This window comes from Vibrio sp. FE10 (genome assembly GCF_030297155.1).
In the GTDB taxonomy this organism is placed as follows: Bacteria; Pseudomonadota; Gammaproteobacteria; order Enterobacterales; family Vibrionaceae; genus Vibrio; species Vibrio apostichopi.
Genome location: NZ_AP028068.1, coordinates 447,156 through 469,040, shown reverse-complemented (window position 1 = coordinate 469,040; position 21,885 = coordinate 447,156). Strand labels below are relative to the sequence as shown.

Here is a 21,885-nt window from a genome sequence, read left to right as displayed (position 1 = left end):
GTTTATTATTCGATGGTTGAGCCTAGTTCGAAGTTCTAGGACACGGGACTAACTGCCCCGATAGGTTGAGAAACTGTAAGGCGAGACGAGAAGAGGAACGTGATAATGCGCTTCTGGATCATCTAAGCCGAAACGAATAACCACATCGTCTAAGAAAGGCACACCATCCAATTCCACACCTTTGCTTTTGTAGTAATCCGCAACGTAGAACACCAATTGATATTTCCCCGGTCGGAACTCATTCCCTGCCAGAATCGGCGCATCGGTTCGGCCATCGGAGTTCGTGATTACCGTCGCCAGCTTTTCTGTTGAGCCTTCATTGACCTTATAAAGCTCTACCTTGATCTCTGCACCCGGTAAGCCGTGAGTCGTGTCTAATACGTGTGTTGTTAGTCTTCCCATAGTCCTTTAATAGCGCTTTTGGCGCTCCTCTGTTCCGTGGTTTATCTGTCTGCTTCGACCTTGCAAAGAATGCAACTGGTCACTTTGTTATCACTAACTATGTACGAACTGTACACAATTAGTAAAGCAAATTGTTGTGAAAATGTTAACCACTGTGTCGTTTTTTCTGACTTTATAGATCTTGATTATCGTTTTTTGGTGAGCTTGTGTTTCATTAACTAATTGTTTTTAAATGAGTATGGTGCGTAAATTTAACTTGAATAACAAAATCTTTACATTGAGATAAATAATTGTATACAATAAATGTACAGGGGTAAGGTTGCTTTGTTTATCGAGGATCCATTTGGTGACTCAGTTAAAGAGCGGCTAAGCCAACCACTTATGTTAGGAGTACTTGGATGAATAAGGATTATTCAAGAAATTTGATCGGTTACGGAGCTAACCCTCCAAACCCTCAATGGCCAGGTAATGCGCGCGTCGCGGTTTCTTTTGTATTGAACTATGAAGAGGGCGGTGAGCGTTGTTTGTTACATGGAGACGACGAGTCTGAAGCCTTTCTCTCAGAGATCCCGTCAGCACAACCGATCAAAGGCGAACGTCACATCAGCATGGAATCCATCTATGAATATGGTAGCCGTGTAGGTGTGTGGCGTGTTCTTCGCTTGTTCGATGAATATGAAATCCCACTGACCGTATTTGCTGTTGCAATGGCGATTGAGCGTCATCCAGACGTTGCCAAAGCTATGGTCGAAGCGGGGCATGAAATCTGTAGCCACGGTTATCGTTGGATAGACTATCAATACATTGATGAGTCTGAAGAGCGTGACCACATGACCAAAGCGATTGAGATCATCCAACAAGTGACGGGTCAACGTCCACAAGGTTGGTACACAGGTAGAACGGGTCCAAATACGCGTCGCTTGGTTGCAGAAGAGGGCGGTTTTCTTTACGACTCTGATGCTTATGACGATGACCTGCCTTATTGGCACACCGAGACTGGTCATCCGCAATTGGTGATCCCATACACACTCGATGTGAACGACATGCGCTTTTCAACCGCGCAAGGCTTCAACTCGGGTGAGCAGTTTTTCCAATACCTAAAAGACACGTTTGACACCCTTTATATGGAAGGTGAAACCGCACCGAAAATGATGTCGGTTGGGCTGCATTGTCGTCTGATTGGTCGCCCCGGTCGTATTGCTGCATTAAGACGTTTCTTAGACTACGTAAAACAGCACGACAGCGTGTGGTTATGTCGTCGAATCGATATCGCCAACCACTGGCACCAACATCATCCATATCAACCAAATAACGCTATTCATCAACAGCAAAAGTAGCAGTGAAGCAAGGAGGCTTAACGTGACTGAATTTCGATCATGCCAACCAACAACCATGGACCGCGATACCTTTGTCGCTCACTTTGCTGATGTCTACGAACACAGCCCGTGGGTTGCAGAAGCGGTGTATGACCAAGGTTTGAATACCGAAGACGACCATATCGAGAATCTTCATCTGAAAATGGCATCGACCTTGTTAAGTGCAGACCAAGGCAAACAGTTGGCTTTGATCAACGCTCACCCGGATTTAGCCGGTCGAGCAGCAGTAAACGGCGAACTCACTGAGTCGTCGACCAAAGAACAAGCGGGGGCGGGCATCGACCAGTGCAACGCCGAAGAATTTGAAAAATTCACTTCTTACAACAACAGCTACAAAAGTCGCTTCAATTTCCCTTTTATCATGGCGGTGAAGGGAGCCAATCGTTACCAAATTCTTGAGTCGTTCGAGATGCGATTAGGAAATGATAGTGAAACTGAGTTTGCTACGGCGATTCAAGAGATCAACAAGATCGCGATGTTTCGTCTGTGGGATATGTAAGTTAACGGAGTTAACAGCTATCTCAGCCCAGTCTTAGTGAGCCAAGAGCTTTGTTTATCAGAGCGCTGTTTATTAGAGCTTGATTTATCGAAGGCTTGTTTATCAAAGCCTTATTGAATAAAGCATAAGCCACTAAGTTCTCATTTTATTATTACTTGATTAATTTCATAGGATTACACGGACATGACCCATAAATTTGAACAGTACATAAACCTTGCAGACGAAAAACTCGGCGCAGAAGCTATCTTCGCAACAGACGATTTTTTCGCGGATAAAAGCCGTCTACTCAGCCACGCAGCACCAGAGTGGAAAGACGACTTATACGACGACAACGGCAAGTGGATGGACGGTTGGGAAAGCAGACGTAAACGCGGCGAAGGTTACGATTATTGTGTCGTTCGCCTTGGCCTAGCTGGCACCATTGCTGGCGTTGATATTGATACCTCATTCTTCACAGGTAACTTCCCACCTTCGGCATCAATTGACGCGTGTTATTCACCACAAGGTGAGCCAACTGATTCAACAGAGTGGCAAGAAATTCTGCCTTCAATGGCATTGCAAGGTGATCATCATCATCTTGAAGCAATCGAAAGTGACCAAGTATTTACGCACCTACGTTTGAACATCTACCCAGATGGCGGTGTCGCACGCTTACGTGTTTATGGCCGACCAAGTGTGGATTGGGAAGCAATAGATTCTCAGCAACAAGTCGACCTAGCATCGGTTGAACACGGTGGCCGAGCACTGGCATGTAGCGATGAGCACTACGGCAACAAAGCCAACATCTTAGGCCCTGGCCGCGGTGAAAACATGGGTGATGGCTGGGAAACAGCACGTCGTCGTACACCGGGTAATGACTGGGTTATCGTGGCACTAGGCCACCCAGGTAACATTGAACGTATCGTAGTGGACACGGCTCACTTCAAAGGTAACTACCCAGATAGCTGCTCAATTCAAGCCGCTTACGTGAAAGGTGGTACCGACGACCAAGTAGAAACACAAAGCCTATTCTGGCGTGAACTGTTGCCAGCACAAAAGCTACAAGCACACGAGATTCACGAATTCATTTCTGAGGTAAACGACCTTGGTGCGATTACCCACGTACGTGCAAACATATTCCCAGATGGCGGTATCAGCCGTTTGCGTCTGTTTGGTACGAAGGCGAAATAGGTAAGGAAATCAGATATGAGTAATGGAATACGTCGTTTATCCATCGAACCGTTAACCAAGCAGGATTTTGCAGAGTTTGGCGATGTTATCGAGTCCGATAATAGTGATTTCTTCATGATCAACAGTGGATCAACACGTCGCTACCACAAGCTAGCGACAACGGATGTGCAAGACCAAGACGGAGAAGCGATCATCAGCATCTTCCAAGCCACACCGTTGAGCTACCCACTGACCATCAAAATGTTAGAGCGTCATCCACTTGGCTCTCAGGCATTCATTCCATTACTTGGTCAACCCTATTTAATTGTTGTTGCGCCAAAAGGCGACGATCCAACATTAGCCAATAGCCGAGCTTTCTTGAGCAACGGCCGTCAAGGAGTGAACTATCACAAAGGGGTGTGGCATCACCCAGTTCTTGCGCTTACTGATCAAGACCAGTTCTTGATCGTCGATAGAGGCGGCGAAGGGCACAACTGTGACGAAGTTTATTTCGACAGCGACCGAGTGGCATTGCATTTGGACGATCTGCCAACGGACGACAATAAGGAAGAGCAACGCTTAGCTAAAGCGTTGTGATACAGGAGTTTATTATGGATCCGCATATTACAGAGTGGTTGAACTTAGCAATACGCTGGGCTCACATGATTGTTGGTGTTGCGTGGATAGGCGCATCATTTTACTTTGTTTGGTTAGAGAATAATCTTAACCGAGTAAACCCAAAAACGGGCCTTTCGGGCGACTTATGGGCGATTCACGGTGGTGGTATTTATCACCTAGAGAAGTACAAACTTGCGCCATCAGAGATGCCAGAGCACCTGCACTGGTTCAAATGGGAAGCTTACTTCACGTGGATCACCGGTGTGTGTCTACTGGGTGTGGTTTACTACCTCAACGCTGAGATTTACCTGATTGCACCGGGCTCTGGTCTTGATTCAACAACCGCAATCGCGATTGGTATTGGTTCATTCGTTGCTGGTTGGTTTATCTACGACTTACTGTGTGATTCACCATTAGGTAAAACCCCCGTACTGCTTGGCGTTGTGCTGTTTGTATTGCTCGTCGCTGCGACGTACGGCCTAACTCAAGTGTTCAGTGGCCGTGGTGCTTACATCCACGTGGGTGCCATCATTGGTACCATCATGGTGGGTAACGTATTCCGCGTTATCATGCCAGCGCAGCGTAACTTGGTGAAAGCGATAGAAGAGAAGCGCGAACCGGATCCGGCACTGCCAGCGAAAGGTCTACTGCGTTCTCGTCACAACAACTACATGACACTGCCAGTGTTGTTCATCATGATCAGTAACCACTTCCCAAGCACTTATGGCTCGGAATACAACTGGTTGATCCTTGCTGGCCTAGCGATCTTCAGTATCTTAGTGCGTCACTACTTCAACACCCGTCATGGTAGCCAGAAGTTCGCATGGACAATACCAGTAGCGGCATTGGGTATGATCACGCTTGCGTTTGTTACCTCACCTTACGCGAAAAAGCAGATGACTCCGGTTGTGCAAGCACCAGTGGTTCAAGAAGTGCAAGTAAGCGCGACCGAATCAGCGACAGAAGAACTTGCTGCAAACGGTACTGCTTCAACTACGGCTGTTGTTCCAGCTGGTCATGCAGCGCAAACCGCTAGCGCAGGCGTCAGCTTTGAAACTATCAACAAAGTCATTCAAGAGCGCTGTTCTGTGTGTCACTCATCAACCCCGAGCCACGCGGCTTTTGCTGCTGCGCCAGGTGGTGTGATGTTTGATACCCCAGAAGAGATTAAAGCCAACGTCCCAAGGATTGTTGCTCAAACCGTAACAACCAAGGTGATGCCGCTCGGTAACATGACTCAAATGACTGATGAAGAACGCGCACTCATCGGCACTTGGGTAGAGCAAGGCGCTACGCTTCAATAACCGTACTTTGCAATAACATTACTCAGCATCCTTTACCTAAGAGCATGAGTCTTAGGTGAGGCTTGGGGAGAGTTTGGTTTACGGGCACGCGCCAAACTCATCCCACCCTGTTTCCCCGGTTCCTATAACCGGGGCTTTTTGTTTTTGGACAATCGGCAATAGGAAACAGGAAATGTGAAGCTGAATATAGGTCGCTTTATTCGTTAAATTTGCAGAATGAAGATAGGCGAATTAAGCGGATTGGCGAGATTGAATATTACAAACCGCATAGCCGATGCAGTGATAGATACAGTCGAGCACTTCTTGCTCTTCGCCTTGGATCTTAGATTGTAGCCCTTTGATGCCTTTCTCCGTTGGCATAATAGGACCAAATGCAATAATAGCTGCCACAAAATTCGGTTCACTATCAATGGCTTTCTGCCACGTCTTCGAAAACGCCGCGGTCGACTCGTAATTTAAGTGCTCATTGATGATCTTTGCAAACAGAGGCTCAAGCTCTTTGGCAATATCGGCTTTTCTGTCGAAGTGAGCATTAATCCCTGACTTAGACACACCGGCTTTTTTAGCAATATAAGCAAAGGTTGCCTTGTCGAAGCCTTCATTTAATGCGATATCAAATGCAGCATCGATGATCTTTTGTCGTGTAATAATCGCTTGTGCAGCGCTTGCTCTTCCCACTCTTGCCTCCGAACGTTGGATGATGGTTGTATTTTATTGCCATCGATAATAAGCAGTAACAGGCCGTAGAATAAAGGCACAAAGCTTGCGATACAATCGATCGTTGAGTAACTGAACATTAATGGGCTCAAACAGGCCTCATCGAGTTCATACTATTGAAATTATACATTTAGCATATAGAATAGAGGTTGTTAACCTTTATTTTTTGAAAGGCTCGAAATGATGACCAACCTGATACATTCCCCATTGAGCAGTCACAAACTGAATAGCGCCACTGATTACATCAACACGACGTTTTCAGCGAACAAGGCCGACCTGTCAGCCAAGCTAGATAGCCACAAGCAAATTGTTATCTCATCGTCGAATGGAACGGTATTAAAAAGGATTCAAGGTGAAGATGTGGTTAAGAAGATGAATAAAATAGATCTGTACGTATAGCGGTTTCAACTAGCGTTCAAGGTTGTAGAAAGTCCTTTTTCTAAACCAGTTTCATTGATATTCAGTCGCGTTAAATGCGCTCAAGCCATTAGAAAGTGTAACTTACTCCAACATTCCCAATAACCGATGTTGTACTTTCAAGTATCGGGCTTTTCTCGATTTCAGAGTCGAGGTTTTCATATCTAACCCCTCCCGTTAAACGTAATTGCTTTGATAAGTGCATGTACCCGGTCAAACCGACAAAGTAACGTCCACTCCAGTTTGGGTTAAATTCTTCAAAGCGAGTATTGGCTGCTTCAGACGCCGAAACACCATACAAATGCTCATTCAATTTATCGCTATTGAGTGAATATCCTATCGCTGGGATCAAACCAAATGGCCCCGTATTGATGTGGTAGCTGTACCGAGTTTCTGCATAAAGGCCATTGTGAACTGAACCAATATCGGTACCCACACCTGCTCTGAGCTCTCCAACATTCGTCGTCAATACATAAGCGACCCCACCCATGAATGAAGGATCGCGATCATTCAGCTTCTTGATATCGGGATCATCGGACTCCTTCGCGTCTAAGGTGCGAGGATCGTAGGCCGCAAAGATAACGAGATTGTTCACGCTGCCTTTTGGAGCCAAGCGATAGCCAGCTTGGACACCTTCAATGAAAAAATGGCCATTATCGTAACTAATGAGAGGGAACGGCGTAACTTCGGTATCGCCTCCCTTGTAAACATTTGGCGAGTAACTGGCGGTTAGGCCTACGCCAATTTCAGCGTTAATTGGTGCCGATAAAGACATGGCTAAAATGAGGGTAGTGAGTGCTGCTTTTTTCATGTTTTGCTCTTGTAAGGGGTGACCCTATGTTCAAATTTAGGAACCCAACGCCAATAGAGTTGAGCGGTTATTCTGACTTTTGGTTACGAAGTAGCTTGACGATAAGTCTGACTAAACGTAGACTTCAAAAAAATAAAGGGTGACACCCTTTATTTTGGGCGAGTATAACAACAGTTCGTTGGCTTTGGCTAATTAATAATTAGCGATAAAACAAAAATCACGGCCAAATAAAGGGTGTTAACCTTTAAATTGTCATTAAATATTAGTGTGCTACTGATGATGTCAGAGTCATCGAGGCTTATTTCTGGAGAGAGTGATGGGAGAAGAAGTGGAACCAATTTACGTTTTTCTTGGTATTAGCAGCATCGTGATGACTGTTCTATGCATTGTCGCTGCATTTCTGGTTTATCGCATGATCAAGCGGAATATAGAGGATGGATGATGGCTTTCTCAGACTGAATCGTTAGCAAAGTAAGACACGACATTTCAACAACCATTTGCCAATCCCTCAACTAGGACATCAGCTTTAGATGAGGTTTCGGGGGAGTTTGATCGCAGGCATACGTCAGACTCATTTTCCCATCTTCCCCCCGGCCCCTATTGCCGGGGATTTTTTGTTTAGGGAAGTTGTTTCTTGGAGTAAATGGTTAACTTCAGGTATCTGTCGCTGCCCAACTCCTTGATTAAATTTGAAGTGAACTGACCGAAACATAAGTTAATGAAATTGCAGATATTAAGTAATGAGCATTCAAGCCTTGTATTTCTTGTGTTATTTGAGGCTTTACGCTCGCGACTAATAGTACCAATGCCATTGGTAGCATCGCTGCGGATTGAGCATGCACAATAAGAGTATCTAGTTCTAACCCTTTAAATGAGAAGTCATTAAGCCAAAGTAGGCGAGTACAAGCTGTGCAAGCACAACTAATCGAACTTATGTGAACAATGCTACTCAATTCCATGTTTACCTTTACTAAGAATATACAAGTCAATGTTGATAGGTTTTACCTATCATTATTAATCAATAATACCATTTAACTTTAAGATAAGTCTATTGAAGCTTGAACTTTGATAGTTAAAACCTATCAAGGTGAGCTGGAATGTCTGTAGGAGGTGCTCTTAACGAGTGTTATTCCTCACTGAAAAATGATCTTCAATTATTTTACCTTAAAGGTTCGGGAAATGTTTTAAGCATACTACCCTGTATAACTTACTTGATATGAATCTCTACCCGTGGCATTTTCTGTTCCAAATTGACTTTAATTAGGACAAAAAATGGAAGACTTGATAGTCGCGTATTTTAGGGCATTGAGCTCATTCTTTAGGTATCTGTTTCAGTCGATATTGATTGAGTTCATTGGTTACGGAGCTGGCTGGATAGTCTGTAAAGTATTCACATCAGGACGCTTCCCTTCATTGACTCCAACTGAAAAAGAGCGAACCAGAATCTCTTATATCGGTGCGATTAGTCTCGCGCTATTTCTGATAGCTATCGGTGTGTTCAATAGTTTTTAATGCTCAGAGCTAGCCATAGAAGTGAGTAAGTATGAAATTCTACCCTGCTGAACAATACCAAGTGGCTTGCAATGAGCTGTTTATCCGATACGAACGTGACATCAAAAAGCTAATCCCTAATGCGAGAGTTGAGCATGTAGGCGCATCTTCGATTCCATCTGCAGTATCTAAAGGCGACTTGGATATCTTCGTAGGTGTTGAGCTTGGCGAATTTGAGGATGTTATAGAGAGACTCACAACACTCGGCTTTAAAGAGAAACTCGATACCTTAAGAACGCCCGAGCTGTGTATGTTGGAGTCTACATCTGGGGACGAAGTGGCGTTGCAAGTGGTGGCCAACGGTTCTGAGTTTGAATGCTTTCTAACGTTTCGTGACAAGCTAAGTACGAATCCGGCATTAGTGGAGCAATACAATGCCCTCAAAATGTCTTGTGAAGGTTGGCTACAAGATGAATACCGCGAAAAGAAGTCGACTTTTATCGAGCATGTGTTGGGGCTGAAATAGTCAGCATTCCTTACCCCCTTTGTCTCCAATCTATAAAACCTAGTTAAACCACTAGACGTACGTTTTCTAGTTCTCACTATCTAAAGGCTTTTACCTCGGAACATCTCCTGTTCATTAGAAGTGATTGCATAAAATAGATCCTCTAACCATTTGATTAAAATTGCACGTGAGTGATTAAGTTTATACAGAACAATGGTTTAGTTCGATTCATCTACTTTTCTGAATTTTAACTACTCATTATGCAATGTGGCTCACATATATGCATGGGTATTTAAAATTAAATCATTTGCATATGTTATGTTTCTCGCATTTTTATAAAGTCTAGGTTATTACATGAAAAATAAGGTATTTCTTTGCTCTGCTCTTCTTCTCGCATTATCTGGGTGTGCTTCTGTGCCAACAGTCGATTCTTCAGTTTCTGATCAAGCGAAAACGTTCCCTGCTCCTAAAGAAGGTAATACAGGCATCTATATCTATCGTGAAGATACTTTTGTCGGTGGCGCGCTCAAAAAGTACGTATATGTTGATGGAGAATGCGTAGGTGAAACGGCTCCTGGTGTGTTCTTTTATCACGAGGTCAAAGGAAACGAAGAGCATGTCGTCAGTACGGAATCTGAATTTTCTGAAAATCACGTCTCCCTTTTTACTGCTGAAGGTCGGAATTACTTCGTTAACCAATACATCAAAATGGGCGTTTTTGTCGGTGGTGCAGGTGTTGAGTTAGTCGATGAAGAAGTAGGGAAAGCTGAAGTACGTAAAGTCGCAATGGCTGAAAGCGGTAACTGCCCTTCTATATAGTGATTCAATCTAATTCAAGATGACGTCAGAGCTTCGAGTTTCTGACGTTTTTTAATTTATAGGTACTTTGACGTTAGGAAAGGACATGTCTGAAGTAATAGAAAACACCCCTACAATTGTACTCGCGTCTCGATGGTCTCGAGTAGGGGCAAGTTTGATTGATGGCCTGATTGGTATAGCTATGATGACGCCAATCTTTCTCTATACCGATTATTTTCAAAAAATATTCGATACAGGGGAAATTGATATGACAGAACTACTTGTAGTCTCAGCTTACGGTTGGTTGGTGTTCTTTTTGTTACACGGATATTTGCTGCATAAGAAGGGACAAACGATCGGTAAAAATGTAATGGAAATTGCGATTGTTGATATGGAAGGTAAACAAATAGGGTTATTAAATATAGTAGGCAAACGAATGATGCCGATGACAATCGCTACGTACATACCTGTAATTGGTCATTTTATAACGACGCTAGATTGTCTGTTTGTTTTGCGCAAAGACAAGCGTTGCCTACATGATTTAATCGCAGGAACTCAGGTTGTTAGTGTTGCTGTCCCTAGAAATCTAGATTTCAGTACTATCGAATAATTCCAAAGTAAGCTTTGTCTCGGTTGCTATGTGCTCAAATAAACAGCGCTAACGCAAATTGTTGGTGCTGTTTTTACTTTCCCCTTACACTCTTTTCTAATATCGAACCTAGTATCAAATTTCTCTTTGTTATACAGGCAAGTCTCTCATTATGAAGAACTTCTTCGATAGCGAACTCATGCTCTCTAGCTCCTTGAATTTCGTTTTGCTATCACTAGGGCTAACGCTCATCTTACATATTCCAATTTGGTGTGGGTTCAACTTGAGCCGACGCAAATGGAAGCTTATGGATTATTTATGGCCGCTGTTGGCGGGTATCGGCATGCTGGGTGCGGTGTCTGAAATTCGCGCGTCGGTGGCCGGTGATTGGGTCGAGACGGAACAAACCAGAGCAGTCACTATTTTAGAGTCGATTCAGCAGTTCTCTTTGGATAAATTAAGAAGCGACATCTGCACAGGTCAGCCGTCTTTAGACACTCATGGCCAGCACCATGAGGCGTGTTTGTGGTATTTGGATACAGCTATCACATTCAAAGATGTTGATTTCACCTTGCTACCGAACGCCGCTGATTTTACGGTTCCTGCGCCTAGCGTATCGCTGGTGGAAAGTGATGCCGTGTGGGTGAGTGGCATGCTGAGTCAGTATGAGAAGCAGAAAAACCAATATATAAAAACCAGAGAAGCGCAGGTGAAGCAGCCACTAGAAAGCATCTTCTGGTATGTGAGTCCTTACTTAGTGTGTTTTGCGATTGCGTTGCGTTTGACGAAAGTCACCGCAGAGCTCAAATTAGATAAATGCGCGTAACTTGAGTTCTTAGTTCTTAGTACGTATATCCAAACAGAAAAGGTGAAGTAATGAATGTGAGTGAGTTTTCTCGGTTGGTGGGTTTGTCTGCCCATACGCTTCGCTACTATGAAAAAATCGGCTTGTTGAAAAATGTTCAGCGGAATAGTAGCGGTCATCGAGTCTATACATCGAAGGACGTTACCTGGATTGAGTTTGTGAAGCGGTTGAAAGACACTGCGATGCCACTGGATGAAATTCTGGAATACGCAAAGCTAAGGGAGTTAGGGCCAGAATCGACTTCTCAGCGCCAAGTGTTGCTTGAACAACATCAACAGAATTTGCGTTCCCATATTGAAGAACAACAAAAGCATCTGGCTGCGCTAGAGGCAAAAATTAGTTTGTATCGAGATGGAAAAGTCCGTTGACTTAGAGTCTACTCTAACTTGTAAGGTGTTCCTGTAATCCCAAAAAACAGGAACATTTCCATGAATCAATCACGTTTTGAAACTGGCTTAGAAAGACTTAATTACATCGACGGAGAAACAGGGCAAAAGGTTATCGACAGCCTGCAAGATATCTGCCCTGATCTTGCCAAATATATTATCGAATATCCCTTCGGTGACATCTACTCGCGCCCCGGTTTGGATTTGAAATCACGAGAGATTGCGACCGTGGCAGCTCTCACTGCGCTCGGCAATTGTACGCCTCAGCTTAAGGTGCATTTGAATGCAGCGCTTAATGTCGGCTGCAGCGAGGAAGAGATTAAAGAAGTGATACTGCAGATGTCGGTGTATGCGGGATTCCCTTCGGCACTGAATGGCATGTTCGCATTTAAAGAGGTGCTTGCTGAGAGAAACACAGCTTAAGATAAATAGAAAATATAGTCTGAAAAGGGAGCGTCAACTTTGCTAAGTTGCGCTCCCTTTTTATTTATTGGCTAAGTTTTCAAGGCCCTAAACCTGAGGGTTCGCGATTCTTTAAGGTGACAAAGACAGCGCGAACGACAGCAAAATAGGCAAGGTAACTACGCTCAGAAAGTTGCCGAACAACACCATAGACGCGACCTTAGGTGGCTCTACATTGAACCTTTCTGCGAACAGGTAGTTCATTACTGCGGGTGGCAGCATGGTGAACAACACCATCATTTGTAGGTGCAGCGTAGGCAGTGGGATAAAGAAGTAGATGATGGTAAAGGCGATGGCGCCAGTAAACAGCGATTGAGCCGTGCACAACAAACCGACCTTTAATCCGCTCAGCCTCAAGTTGACCATTTGCGAACCCAGCGACAACAGCATGATAGGCACGGCGGCTTGGCCAAGCAGCGATGTGGCTTCGTAGATTGGATTCCACACTGCAATGCCAGATAAGTTGAGCGTCATCGCTAATGCGGCGGCTAAGAATATCGGCATTTTGAGGATCTGTTTGATCGGATTACCTTCGCTTAGTAGCGCCAAACCGACACTGATATGGACACACGCCGACACCACAAACAGTAATACCGCAGGGGCTAATGCGCTCTCGCCAAAGGTATAGGTGAATAGGGGAATCGCGAGGTTGCCACTGTTGCGAAACATGTGTGGCGGCGCCCAGGCTTTGAAATTGAGCTTAAAAATCTTACAGATCGGAATCATCAACAGTGCTGGCACCAACACCGCGACCAAAGACGCAGAGATAAGTGGCAGTTGTTCAGTGTCGAGGGGCATGGTGGTCAGCGATGCAAACACCAACGCAGGAATACAAACATCCATGTTGATGCGATTGATCGGTTTGAAATCGGGCTTGAGCCAACGACCGACCGCAAAGCCAGCACTGGCTAAAGCAAAAACGGGAAACAGAATGCTGACGACCTGTTCGAACATAGAATTCCTTTCTAGATTGAGTGCTTCCATTTAGCTACGAAACGAATGTTTTAGAGATACGCCAAACGAAGTATGAAGTCGATATGTATAAACATTAACCTATCAATATAATGACTTGGCGTCACCGAAGATCGTTGTCTGTGAGCGGTTAATTTATATTTCTTTGAATGAAGCACAAAAAAGACCAGTGGCATCAGCAACTGGTCTTTAAAGGCTAGATAAATCTGGACGGATTTTTAATTAACGACGGCTGTCGCTGTCTAGCGATTGTTACTCGGTTTTAAGCCTAGCTAACGAGCTTCTTGTAATCTTTGAAGTTCACATCGTAGGCTTTTTCGCCGTAGATGTAAGTCTCGCTGACGGTTCTGTCGTCACCTAAGCTCATTAATACAAATAGCTTCTCTTCAAGCTTGGTGGCTTGTTCCATTCTAAAGCGCATCAGTTGTGTGGCGTGCAGATCTAGCACCACGAAATCTGCTTCTTTACCTACTTCCAAGTTACCGATCTTGTCTTCTAGATGCAGCGAGCGAGCACCACCTAATGTTGCTAAGAATAGCGATTTAACTGGGTGCAGTTTCTCTTGTTGAAGCTGCATGATTTTGTAGGCTTCGCTCATGGTTTGCAGAATTGAAAAGCTGGTGCCTGCGCCCACATCAGTTCCCATACCGACACGAATGCCGTGTTCTTCCATTTTTGGTAGTTTGAACAGGCCAGAGCCTAAGAACAGATTCGAAGTTGGGCAGAAGGCAATTGCAGAATCGGTATCCGCGAGGCGTTTACATTCGCAATCTGATAAGTGGATACCGTGAGCGAATACCGAACGTTTGTGCAACAGACCGTAGTGGTCATATACATCCAAATAGCTGTCGCGTTCTGGGAACAGTTCTAATACCCAGTCGATCTCTTTCTTGTTTTCAGAAAGGTGCGTGTGCATGTACACATCTGGATATTCTTCTAGCAGCTTACCTACTGTTTCGAGTTGTTCTGGTGTGCTGGTTGGCGCGAAGCGAGGTGTTACGGCATAGTGCAGACGACCACGTTTGTGCCACTTTTCGATCAGCTCTTTTGAGTCGGCATAGCCCGATTCTGGTGTGTCAGTCAGGTAGTCTGGCGCATTGCGATCCATCAGTACCTTACCCGCGATCATGCGTAGGTTACGCTTCTCAGCTTCTTCAAAGAATACGTTGACGGACTCTTTGTGTACGGTACCGAATACCAGTGCCGTGGTGGTGCCGTTGCTTGCTAATTCATCTAGGAATAGCTTCGCCACTTTGTGTGCGTAGACTGGGTTTTTGAAGCGTTTTTCTTCTGGGAAGGTGTAGTTTTCTAACCAATCAAGAAGCTGCTCACCGTAAGACGCGATCATCCCTGTTTGAGGGTAGTGGATGTGCGTATCAATAAAGCCAGAGGTGATCAGCTTGTCTTTGTATTCTTTTACTTCGAGTGTTTTAGGTTGGCGAGCTAATACCTCGTCGGCATGCCCTAGGTCGACGACATGGCCGTTCTCAACCACTAAAACACCGTCTTCAAAATAGTCGTAAGACTCATCGATACCGACGTCTTTTGGGTCGGCTACGCTGTGTAAAATACTGGCGCGATAAGCTTTGCGTTGCGTTGTCATGTTTACTTCCTTTTAATGACTTCAGCGACTTGATGGCCACTGAAGCTTTGCGACTTTTGTTAGGCGATCTTCTCTTCCAATGGTGGTTCGCCTACGTCGCTTGGTTGACTGTGTTGATCGGTCAAATCCTGATTTCGATATTGTTTGGTTGGGCGCTTTTGTTCAAGCGCTTGGCCTTGATAGTGTGCGATCAGTTCACCCGCAACCGACACCGCAATTTCTGCAGGATGTTTACCATTCACCGCGCTTATACCAATCGGGCAAAGCATGGTTTCAATTTGTTCTTGGCTATAGCCGCGTTGCTCTAAGCGGAAGTCGAACTTCTTGCGCTTAGTGAGTGATCCAATCATGCCAAAGTAACGGCTGTCTTCACGGTCGATAATGGCTTTAGTTAGGTCAAAATCGAGCTGGTGGTTGTGCGTCATCACTAGGTAATAACTGTTCGGCGGCATGTGTTTTACTTCGCCGACCGGATCGTCTGAGACAAGCTTTTTCACACCGTGTGGTAGCGCTTCAGGGAATACTTCTTCACGTTCATCAATCCAGGTCACGCGGAAGGGCAGAGTCGCCACAATGTGCAGCAGCGCTTTGGCAACGTGGCCTGCGCCAAACAGCACAAGGTGGTTCTGTTGAGTGCCAATCGGTTCAAAGCTTAATGTTGCCATTCCGCCACAACATTGGCCTAAGCGAGCACCGAGGTTGAAGCGTTCCACTTTGAGTGATTTCTCGCTGGCAATCAGCATCTCGCGAGCCATTTTAGTGGCCACATGTTCAAGGTGACCACCACCAATCGTAGCGATGATTCGGTCACGAGTGACAAGCATTTTGGTGCCCGCATCACGCGGCACTGAGCCTTTGTCTTCAAGCACTGTCACCATCACACATGGCTCGTAGTTCTCTTCCAGTTTTGCCAGTTCGTGAATCCAATTATCCTTAAACATATGTCCTCCTAAATCCCTTTTATGCTTCCCTAGCTGTTCATTACGCCCTAAGCCGTTTCTGATTGTGCATCGACCGAAGTCGGAGCCGTTTCAGTGACTTCCTGTATCGCCATCAGAATGCGTTCTGGCGTTGCAGGTGTGTTGAGCTTAGGAATCGCACCATCGACAGCGACATAGCTAATCGCATCTTTCAGTGCGCTCCATACCGACATACCCAACATGAAAGGGGGTTCACCCACGGCTTTCGAGTTGAATACTGTGTCCTCTGGGTTGCTGCGGTTTTCCAAAAGGTGCGTTCTGAAATCAATCGGCATATCAGCAATCGCAGGGATCTTGTAACTCGCCGGGCCATTGGTCATTAAGCGGCCTTGTTGGTTCCAAACCAACTCCTCCGTTGTTAACCAACCGACACCTTGCACAAAACCACCTTCGACTTGGCCGATATCAATTGCTGGGTTCAATGAAGCGCCCACGTCATGCAGAATATCGACTCGAAGAATCTTGTTTTCGCCAGTTAGGGTATCGATGATGACCTCTGAACAAGAAGCGCCATACGCGTAGTAGTAGAACGGGCGACCGCGTGCTTTCTCGTGATCGTAATAGATCTTTGGAGTACGGTAGAAGCCGGTGCTCGATAGCGAAACTTGGTTAAACCATGCCAGCTCAACAAATGAGTTGAAGGTCATGATCTCGTCGCGAATCTGCACTATGCCGTTCTTAAACACCACTTCTTCAGGCCACACTTTGAAGTGCGAAGAAGCGAAGTCGATCAGGCGCTGCTTAATGGTTATTGCGGCGTTTTGCGCGGCCTTACCGTTGAGGTCGGCGCCCGATGAGGCTGCGGTTGGTGATGTGTTCGGAACTTTGTCTGTGTTTGTAGCGGTGATCTGGATACGTTCGACATCGACTTGGAACTCCTGTGCAACGATTTGTGCCACTTTGATGTTCAAGCCTTGCCCCATTTCCGTACCACCGTGATTCAAATGAATACTGCCATCGGTGTAGATATGGATGAGCGCACCTGCTTGGTTCAAGAAAGTCGCAGTAAACGAGATACCGAATTTCACTGGCGTGATAGCAAGGCCTTTCTTCAAGATAGGGCTTTGCTTGTTGAACTCAGCGATGTCTTTACGACGTGCGTGATAGTCACTGCTGCGTTCAAGCTGTTCGGTTATCTCAGGTAAAAAGTTGTCTTCAACGGTTTGGTAGTAATGGGTTACGTTACGGCCTTCTTCGCCGTAGTAGTTCGCCTTACGTACTTCCAAAGGATCTTTTTTCAGGTAACGCGCAATCTCGTCCATGATGTGCTCGATTGTCATCATGCCTTGCGGGCCACCAAAGCCACGATATGCGGTGTTCGATGCTGTGTTGGTTTTGCATCGGTGACCGACCACTGTTGCATCGCCTAGGTAATAAGCGTTGTCTGAGTGGAACATCGCGCGGTCTACGATTGAGCTTGATAAGTCTGGTGAGTAACCACAGTTACCTGCAACGGTAATGTCGGCACCTTGAATCACACCATTGTCGTCAAAGCCGATCGTATATTGATTGTAGAACGGGTGGCGTTTACCGGTTTGCTGCATGTCTTCGTTACGCAGCAGACGCATTTTGGTCGGTCGGCCTGTAAGGTGGGCAATAACCGCAGCCATACATGCTGGAGAGGCCGCTTGAGTCTCTTTACCACCGAAACCACCACCCATACGACGCATATCAATCACGACTTTGTGCATCGGTACGCCAATCACTTCCGCAACCAGTTTTTGAACTTCGGTCGGGTTTTGTGTCGAGGTGTACACGATCATGCCGCCATCTTCAGTGGGCATCACGCTACTGATTTGAGTTTCTAGGTAGAAGTGCTCTTGTCCGCCGATCTCTAGGTCACCAGAGATCACGTGTTTTGCTTTTGCCAGTGCAGCTTTCGAGTCGCCACGTTGTTGAGTGTGACTTTCTGTTACGAAGTGCTCTTTCTCTAGCGCTTCTTTTACATCAAGAATGGCGGGTAGCTCTTCGTATTCAATAATGGCTGCATGTGCGGCTTTGCGTGCAGTTTCTAAATCGTTGGCTGCCACGGCAATCACAGGTTGGCCGTAGTATTCTACTTTGCCGTCTGCAAGCAGTGGGTCACCCGGTAGGATGGCGCCGATATCTAGCTCACCTGGTACATCTTTCGCTTGAATGGCAATCGCCACGCCTTCGAATTCGTAACATGGTGATAAATCTATCTTGGTGATGTTGGCGTGTGCTTGCGTGCTCAGGCGTGCGTATACATGCAGCTGATTTGGGAACTCAAGGCGGTCGTCAATGTATACCGCTTCGCCCGTTACTTGCTTGGCTGCACTGTCGTGTTTAACGCTTTTACCTACGCCAGTTTTTAGGTCTTGTTTTGCAATGGTAACCATCTCTTCGTGGGTCATCGCATGCTCGTGTGATTTAGACATAAGACGTTACCCTTGTTTCGATTTGGTTGTTTTTGTTCTGTCGTTCAATGAAGTAGCGACGCAGCATGTTGGCCGCCGACAATGAACGGTATTCTTGGCTTGCACGGAAATCAGATAGCGGCTCAAAGTCGTTATACAGTTCCTGCATCGCTAACTTAATATTAGCGTCTGTCCACGGTTTGCCTAATAACGTATTTTCACAACGAGTTGCACGCTTAGGCGTTGCTGCCATACCGCCGAAAGCGATACGAGCGTAAGAAACCTTGCCATCTTCAATTTGAATATCAAACGCACCACACACCGCAGAGATGTCGTCGTCTAAACGTTTCGACACTTTGTAAGCTCGGAAGCTGTCATTGGTTGGCTTAGGAATGATGATCTGTTCGATGAATTCACTCTCTTTCTGCGCCGTCACTTTGTAGCTGATGAAGTAATCTTCAATCGGCATAGTGCGAGACTCGTCTCCGCAGCGAAGTTTGATCTTCGCGTCGAGAGCAATCAGCAGAGGAGGGGTATCACCGATAGGCGAGGCATTTGCCACATTACCGCCAATGGTGCCTTGGTTACGCACTTGCAGTGACGCAAAGCGGTGTAGCAGCTCACCAAAATCTGGGTAGTGTTTTTTCAGTAGTGCGTAAGAATCGCTGATAGGTAGGTTGGCACCAATGATTAAGTCGGTGTCGGTCTCTTGGCATACCTTCATATCTTCAACAAGGTTTACGCTGATCAGTGTTTCAATCTCGCGATGGAATTGCGTCACTTCCAGTGCTAAATCCGTGCCGCCAGCAACCAGCTTAGCGTTCGGATGTGCTTGAAAAAGCTTGGCCAGCTCATCAGTGCTTTTCGGGGAAAAAGCGGTGAGGTGACCAAGGCGTAAATTGGCTTCGGTGTCTTGAATACCTTCTAGCTTCTTGATGGTGTTGCGTTCAAGCTCAGCGAATTGGTCGATCAAAGGTTGGTCTGTTGAAAGTGACATCGCAGCATCAACAATTGGTCGGTAGCCAGTACAGCGACATAGGTTACCTGCCAGTGATTCCATGACGTCTTCTTTGCTCGCATCGGGTTTGTTCTTGCCTAGGGCAAACATCGACATGATGAAGCCCGGCGTGCAATAACCACACTGTGAACCGTGAAAATCCACCACCGCTTTCTGCACGGGGTGCAAAGAGCGATCTCGGTTTTGTAGATCTTCTACTGTGATCAGTTGCTTGCCATGCAGCGCTGAAACGAAAGTCAGGCAAGAGTTCACCGAGCGATATTGTAGCTGTCCATCAACCACTTCACCGAGAACTACCGTACATGCACCACAGTCACCCGACCCACAACCTTCTTTTGTACCTGTCTTGTTAACCTTGGTACGAAGGTAGTTGAGCACTGTCATATTTGGCGACAGATTATCTTCACGTCTTATTTCCTGATTGAGCAAAAAAGTAATCAAGAGACCTCCTTGTAAATCGACATATTTCCATGTGTATTCTTTTTGACTTCTAGGTCAATAATTATCCATCCTGACCCTGTGGTCAACTATTTATTTACAAAAATGCAACAAAGAGTCTTTGGTTGGCATTGTATACAATCTATATTTTATTTTAGTTGTTTGTTTTATATAGGGTTACTTGGAGTGGGTTAAGTTTGATGGTGTGAATGATTTTGGTTCTATGTATACAAAATAACGAGATGCTATGAAGTGCTTTATGGCAAGAGGTGAGGCTGGGTTGTCCCGACAAGTATTAACGCTCAACCTCGGTTTGGTAAGGGTTTCAGTAATGTTGGTGTCGGTTTTCTAAGCAAGAGAGGGTAAGTAAGGACATAAAAAAGAGAAGTAAACGCGAAGGCTTACCTCTCTTGATTTGTTAACAAAAAGTTGTTAAATCTTCTATGACTTGCTCTTAAGCAGATCAGAGAAAACGACATGCAGGTCGCTCGATGCAGTGCTGCTGTCTAGGTTGAGCTTAGAGCGAATGTGGCTTAGGTGCTCGTGCATCAATTCTACCGCTTGTTGTTCGTTGCCAGACTCAATCGCATCAAGTAAGCCTGAGTGCTCGTCTAAAGAACAGTTCGAGTGGTTACCGGTTTCGTATTGAGCGATCAGCAGTGAGGTTTGCGATACTAAACTGCGTTGGAAAGCGAGCAGTGGTGCGTTCTCTGCCATTTCAGCCAGTTTGATGTGGAACTCACCAGACAAACGTAGGCCAGAGCCGTAATCACCTTGGTCAAAAGCGCAGTTCTCTTTCGCGACTAATTTTCTGCACTCTTCGATTTGAGCTTTAGTTGCGTTTTTAACGGCTAGCTCAGTGATAGCAATTTCCATCACTTCACGTGCTTTAAATATTTGCTTAGCTTCATCCACTGTCGGGGCTGCAATCATTGCGCCTCGGTTTGGACGGATCACCACAACTTGTTCTAAAGAAAGACGCAGCAAGGCACGACGGATGATGGTGCGGCTAACGCTAAATATTTCTGCTAGCGCTTCTTCGCTTAATTTGGTGGCTGGTGGCAGCCTTTGTTCTAATATCGCGTCGAAGATATGGCAGTAAACAACATCGTCTTGAGTCTGGCCTGTTACTTTCGTTTTTACACCTTTGGAGACAGAATTTTTGAGAGCTGTCATAGAGATAAGGGCCCTTGTTTAGTCGAGTTGGGTAAGTCGAGAATAATTCATGAGAGTTACTCTATATTGTATACATTTATCTATACAATGCCACCGGATGAAAGTGCGATGCACGCTTATTTGTTAATGACTTATAACATTTAGTTTGCAGTGAACTGTGTGCAATCTAGAGCTTTCAGTCATTCTTCTCAAAACTAGACGCGATTATCACCGCAACTGTACGCAACAATCTGGCTTATTTCGCTCAAGCTACGGCCTGATTGTTGTTGCCATTCGTTGAAGGCTTTACCCGCTGCCAGTTGTGCTCGCTTGGTGTTACGACCGCTATCGACTACATCGGTACTGCGCAAATGCGCTTCAACGTCAGAAGATAGGATAAAGGTGTCTTTGCCCATTTGGCGTAAGGTGTAAGCGCCAGTATTACCGCCTAGTCGCTTACCGTGTTTCTTCAGGTAATCCCAAAGTTCTGTAATGCGCTCTGATGGCCACTCGGCAATCATTTGCGAGAATGAATCCGCCTCACGCTTAGCATTATGAATCATGGTGGCATTGGCAGGGATGGTCATCACTTTGGTGAGGTGGCGAATAATACGCGGGTCTTGTGCTTTCTGTTCCCACATTTCATTCGGCAGCATCAGCATTTTTTCGATATTGAATTCAAAGAACACTTCTTCAAATTGCGGCCACTTCTTTCTCACCACATTCCACGAAATACCACATTGGAATACCTTTTCAGTAAAGGCTGCTAACCAACGGTCGTCTGTGATTTGTGATAGCTCAGCTTGTGAAAGAGGCGCACGAACAATCTTTTCGAGCTCTGCTGCGCCGCCTTTACGGTGAGCGGCACGTTGATAAATGGTGTCGAATTTTTCTTGGGTCATTGAAGGTTCCAAATTACATCTGTGTAGCCAATGTTTAATGATATGGGGTC

The 21,885-nt window shown here is 45.5% G+C and carries 23 protein-coding genes; 13 read left to right on the top strand and 10 right to left on the bottom strand.

What is annotated here, in order from left to right; translation table 11 throughout:
* Positions 1–48 precede the first annotated feature (48 nt).
* Positions 49–402: a hydroxyisourate hydrolase gene (gene uraH / locus QUF19_RS19270; RefSeq protein WP_099165869.1), complete on the bottom strand. Its 354-nt coding sequence runs from the start codon at positions 400–402 to the stop codon at positions 49–51.
* 398 nt (positions 403–800) lie between these two features.
* On the opposite strand from uraH, the gene puuE reads away from it, so the two are divergent.
* From puuE to QUF19_RS19245, 5 genes are all read left to right on the top strand, one after another.
* Positions 801–1,739, top strand: a complete 939-nt coding sequence (gene puuE / locus QUF19_RS19265) for an allantoinase PuuE (RefSeq protein ID WP_061021342.1) — start codon at positions 801–803, stop codon at positions 1,737–1,739.
* 22 nt (positions 1,740–1,761) lie between these two features.
* Entirely contained in the window at positions 1,762–2,277 is a 516-nt protein-coding gene (gene uraD / locus QUF19_RS19260) for a 2-oxo-4-hydroxy-4-carboxy-5-ureidoimidazoline decarboxylase (RefSeq protein WP_286302285.1), read from the top strand.
* Positions 2,278–2,460: 183 nt separating this feature from the next.
* Entirely contained in the window at positions 2,461–3,447 is a 987-nt protein-coding gene (gene alc / locus QUF19_RS19255; RefSeq protein WP_136974059.1) for an allantoicase, read from the top strand.
* A gap of 15 nt (positions 3,448–3,462) precedes the next feature.
* Positions 3,463–4,023, top strand: a complete 561-nt coding sequence (locus QUF19_RS19250) for an ureidoglycolate lyase (RefSeq protein ID WP_286302278.1) — start codon at positions 3,463–3,465, stop codon at positions 4,021–4,023.
* A 14-nt stretch (positions 4,024–4,037) separates the two neighbouring features.
* Positions 4,038–5,348: a urate hydroxylase PuuD gene (locus tag QUF19_RS19245; RefSeq protein WP_286302276.1), complete on the top strand. Its 1,311-nt coding sequence runs from the start codon at positions 4,038–4,040 to the stop codon at positions 5,346–5,348.
* A 231-nt stretch (positions 5,349–5,579) separates the two neighbouring features.
* Here the strand turns inward: QUF19_RS19245 and QUF19_RS19240 are convergent, their stop codons facing one another.
* The gene (locus QUF19_RS19240; RefSeq protein WP_048658945.1) at positions 5,580–6,026 is read right to left on the bottom strand and encodes a TetR/AcrR family transcriptional regulator; all 447 of its coding nucleotides are present in this window, start codon (positions 6,024–6,026) and stop codon (positions 5,580–5,582) included.
* Between the two features lie 219 nt (positions 6,027–6,245).
* Between QUF19_RS19240 and QUF19_RS19235 the strand changes: the two genes are divergently transcribed.
* The gene (locus QUF19_RS19235) at positions 6,246–6,464 is read left to right on the top strand and encodes a hypothetical protein (RefSeq protein WP_132970713.1); all 219 of its coding nucleotides are present in this window, start codon (positions 6,246–6,248) and stop codon (positions 6,462–6,464) included.
* Between the two features lie 88 nt (positions 6,465–6,552).
* On the opposite strand, the gene QUF19_RS19230 is transcribed toward QUF19_RS19235, so the two are convergent.
* A complete protein-coding gene (locus QUF19_RS19230; protein WP_286302271.1) occupies positions 6,553–7,293 on the bottom strand; it encodes a MipA/OmpV family protein in 741 nt (246 codons plus the stop codon).
* 1,272 nt (positions 7,294–8,565) lie between these two features.
* Between QUF19_RS19230 and QUF19_RS19225 the strand changes: the two genes are divergently transcribed.
* The 7 genes from QUF19_RS19225 (at position 8,566) to QUF19_RS19195 (ending at position 12,350) form a co-directional block, all read left to right on the top strand.
* Positions 8,566–8,805, top strand: coding sequence for a hypothetical protein (locus tag QUF19_RS19225; RefSeq protein WP_286302269.1), 240 nt, complete (start codon positions 8,566–8,568; stop codon positions 8,803–8,805).
* Positions 8,806–8,836: 31 nt separating this feature from the next.
* Positions 8,837–9,310 (top strand): GrpB family protein, encoded by a 474-nt coding sequence (locus QUF19_RS19220; protein WP_286302267.1) that lies wholly within the window; start codon positions 8,837–8,839, stop codon positions 9,308–9,310.
* Between the two features lie 333 nt (positions 9,311–9,643).
* A complete protein-coding gene (locus tag QUF19_RS19215; protein ID WP_017105042.1) occupies positions 9,644–10,108 on the top strand; it encodes a DUF2846 domain-containing protein in 465 nt (154 codons plus the stop codon).
* Positions 10,109–10,193: 85 nt separating this feature from the next.
* Positions 10,194–10,697: an RDD family protein gene (locus QUF19_RS19210; protein WP_286302262.1), complete on the top strand. Its 504-nt coding sequence runs from the start codon at positions 10,194–10,196 to the stop codon at positions 10,695–10,697.
* A gap of 286 nt (positions 10,698–10,983) precedes the next feature.
* Complete coding sequence (locus tag QUF19_RS19205) at positions 10,984–11,502, top strand: hypothetical protein (protein ID WP_123297018.1); 519 nt, start codon at positions 10,984–10,986, stop codon at positions 11,500–11,502.
* Positions 11,503–11,552: 50 nt separating this feature from the next.
* Positions 11,553–11,909 carry a MerR family transcriptional regulator gene (locus QUF19_RS19200; RefSeq protein WP_286302257.1) on the top strand — a complete coding sequence of 119 codons (357 nt, stop codon included), beginning with the start codon at positions 11,553–11,555 and terminating at the stop codon, positions 11,907–11,909.
* A gap of 60 nt (positions 11,910–11,969) precedes the next feature.
* The gene (locus QUF19_RS19195) at positions 11,970–12,350 is read left to right on the top strand and encodes a carboxymuconolactone decarboxylase family protein (protein ID WP_286302255.1); all 381 of its coding nucleotides are present in this window, start codon (positions 11,970–11,972) and stop codon (positions 12,348–12,350) included.
* A gap of 111 nt (positions 12,351–12,461) precedes the next feature.
* Here QUF19_RS19195 and QUF19_RS19190 read toward each other — a convergent pair whose 3' ends face one another.
* From QUF19_RS19190 to QUF19_RS19160, 7 genes are all read right to left on the bottom strand, one after another.
* On the bottom strand, positions 12,462–13,343 hold the full coding sequence (locus QUF19_RS19190; RefSeq protein ID WP_286302253.1) for an AEC family transporter: 882 nt from the start codon (positions 13,341–13,343) through the stop codon (positions 12,462–12,464).
* Between the two features lie 286 nt (positions 13,344–13,629).
* On the bottom strand, positions 13,630–14,964 hold the full coding sequence (gene guaD, locus QUF19_RS19185) for a guanine deaminase (RefSeq protein WP_286302252.1): 1,335 nt from the start codon (positions 14,962–14,964) through the stop codon (positions 13,630–13,632).
* A 59-nt stretch (positions 14,965–15,023) separates the two neighbouring features.
* A complete protein-coding gene (xdhC, locus tag QUF19_RS19180; protein WP_286302250.1) occupies positions 15,024–15,905 on the bottom strand; it encodes a xanthine dehydrogenase accessory protein XdhC in 882 nt (293 codons plus the stop codon).
* 47 nt (positions 15,906–15,952) lie between these two features.
* Positions 15,953–18,343, bottom strand: a complete 2,391-nt coding sequence (xdhB, locus tag QUF19_RS19175; protein ID WP_286302248.1) for a xanthine dehydrogenase molybdopterin binding subunit — start codon at positions 18,341–18,343, stop codon at positions 15,953–15,955.
* Positions 18,336–19,781, bottom strand: a complete 1,446-nt coding sequence (xdhA, locus tag QUF19_RS19170) for a xanthine dehydrogenase small subunit (protein WP_286302246.1) — start codon at positions 19,779–19,781, stop codon at positions 18,336–18,338. Before xdhA ends, xdhB begins: the two co-directional genes overlap by 8 nt.
* A gap of 438 nt (positions 19,782–20,219) precedes the next feature.
* Entirely contained in the window at positions 20,220–20,954 is a 735-nt protein-coding gene (locus QUF19_RS19165) for a GntR family transcriptional regulator (RefSeq protein WP_102436766.1), read from the bottom strand.
* 194 nt (positions 20,955–21,148) lie between these two features.
* Positions 21,149–21,835 carry a DNA-3-methyladenine glycosylase I gene (locus QUF19_RS19160; protein WP_286302240.1) on the bottom strand — a complete coding sequence of 229 codons (687 nt, stop codon included), beginning with the start codon at positions 21,833–21,835 and terminating at the stop codon, positions 21,149–21,151.
* Positions 21,836–21,885 lie beyond the last annotated feature (50 nt).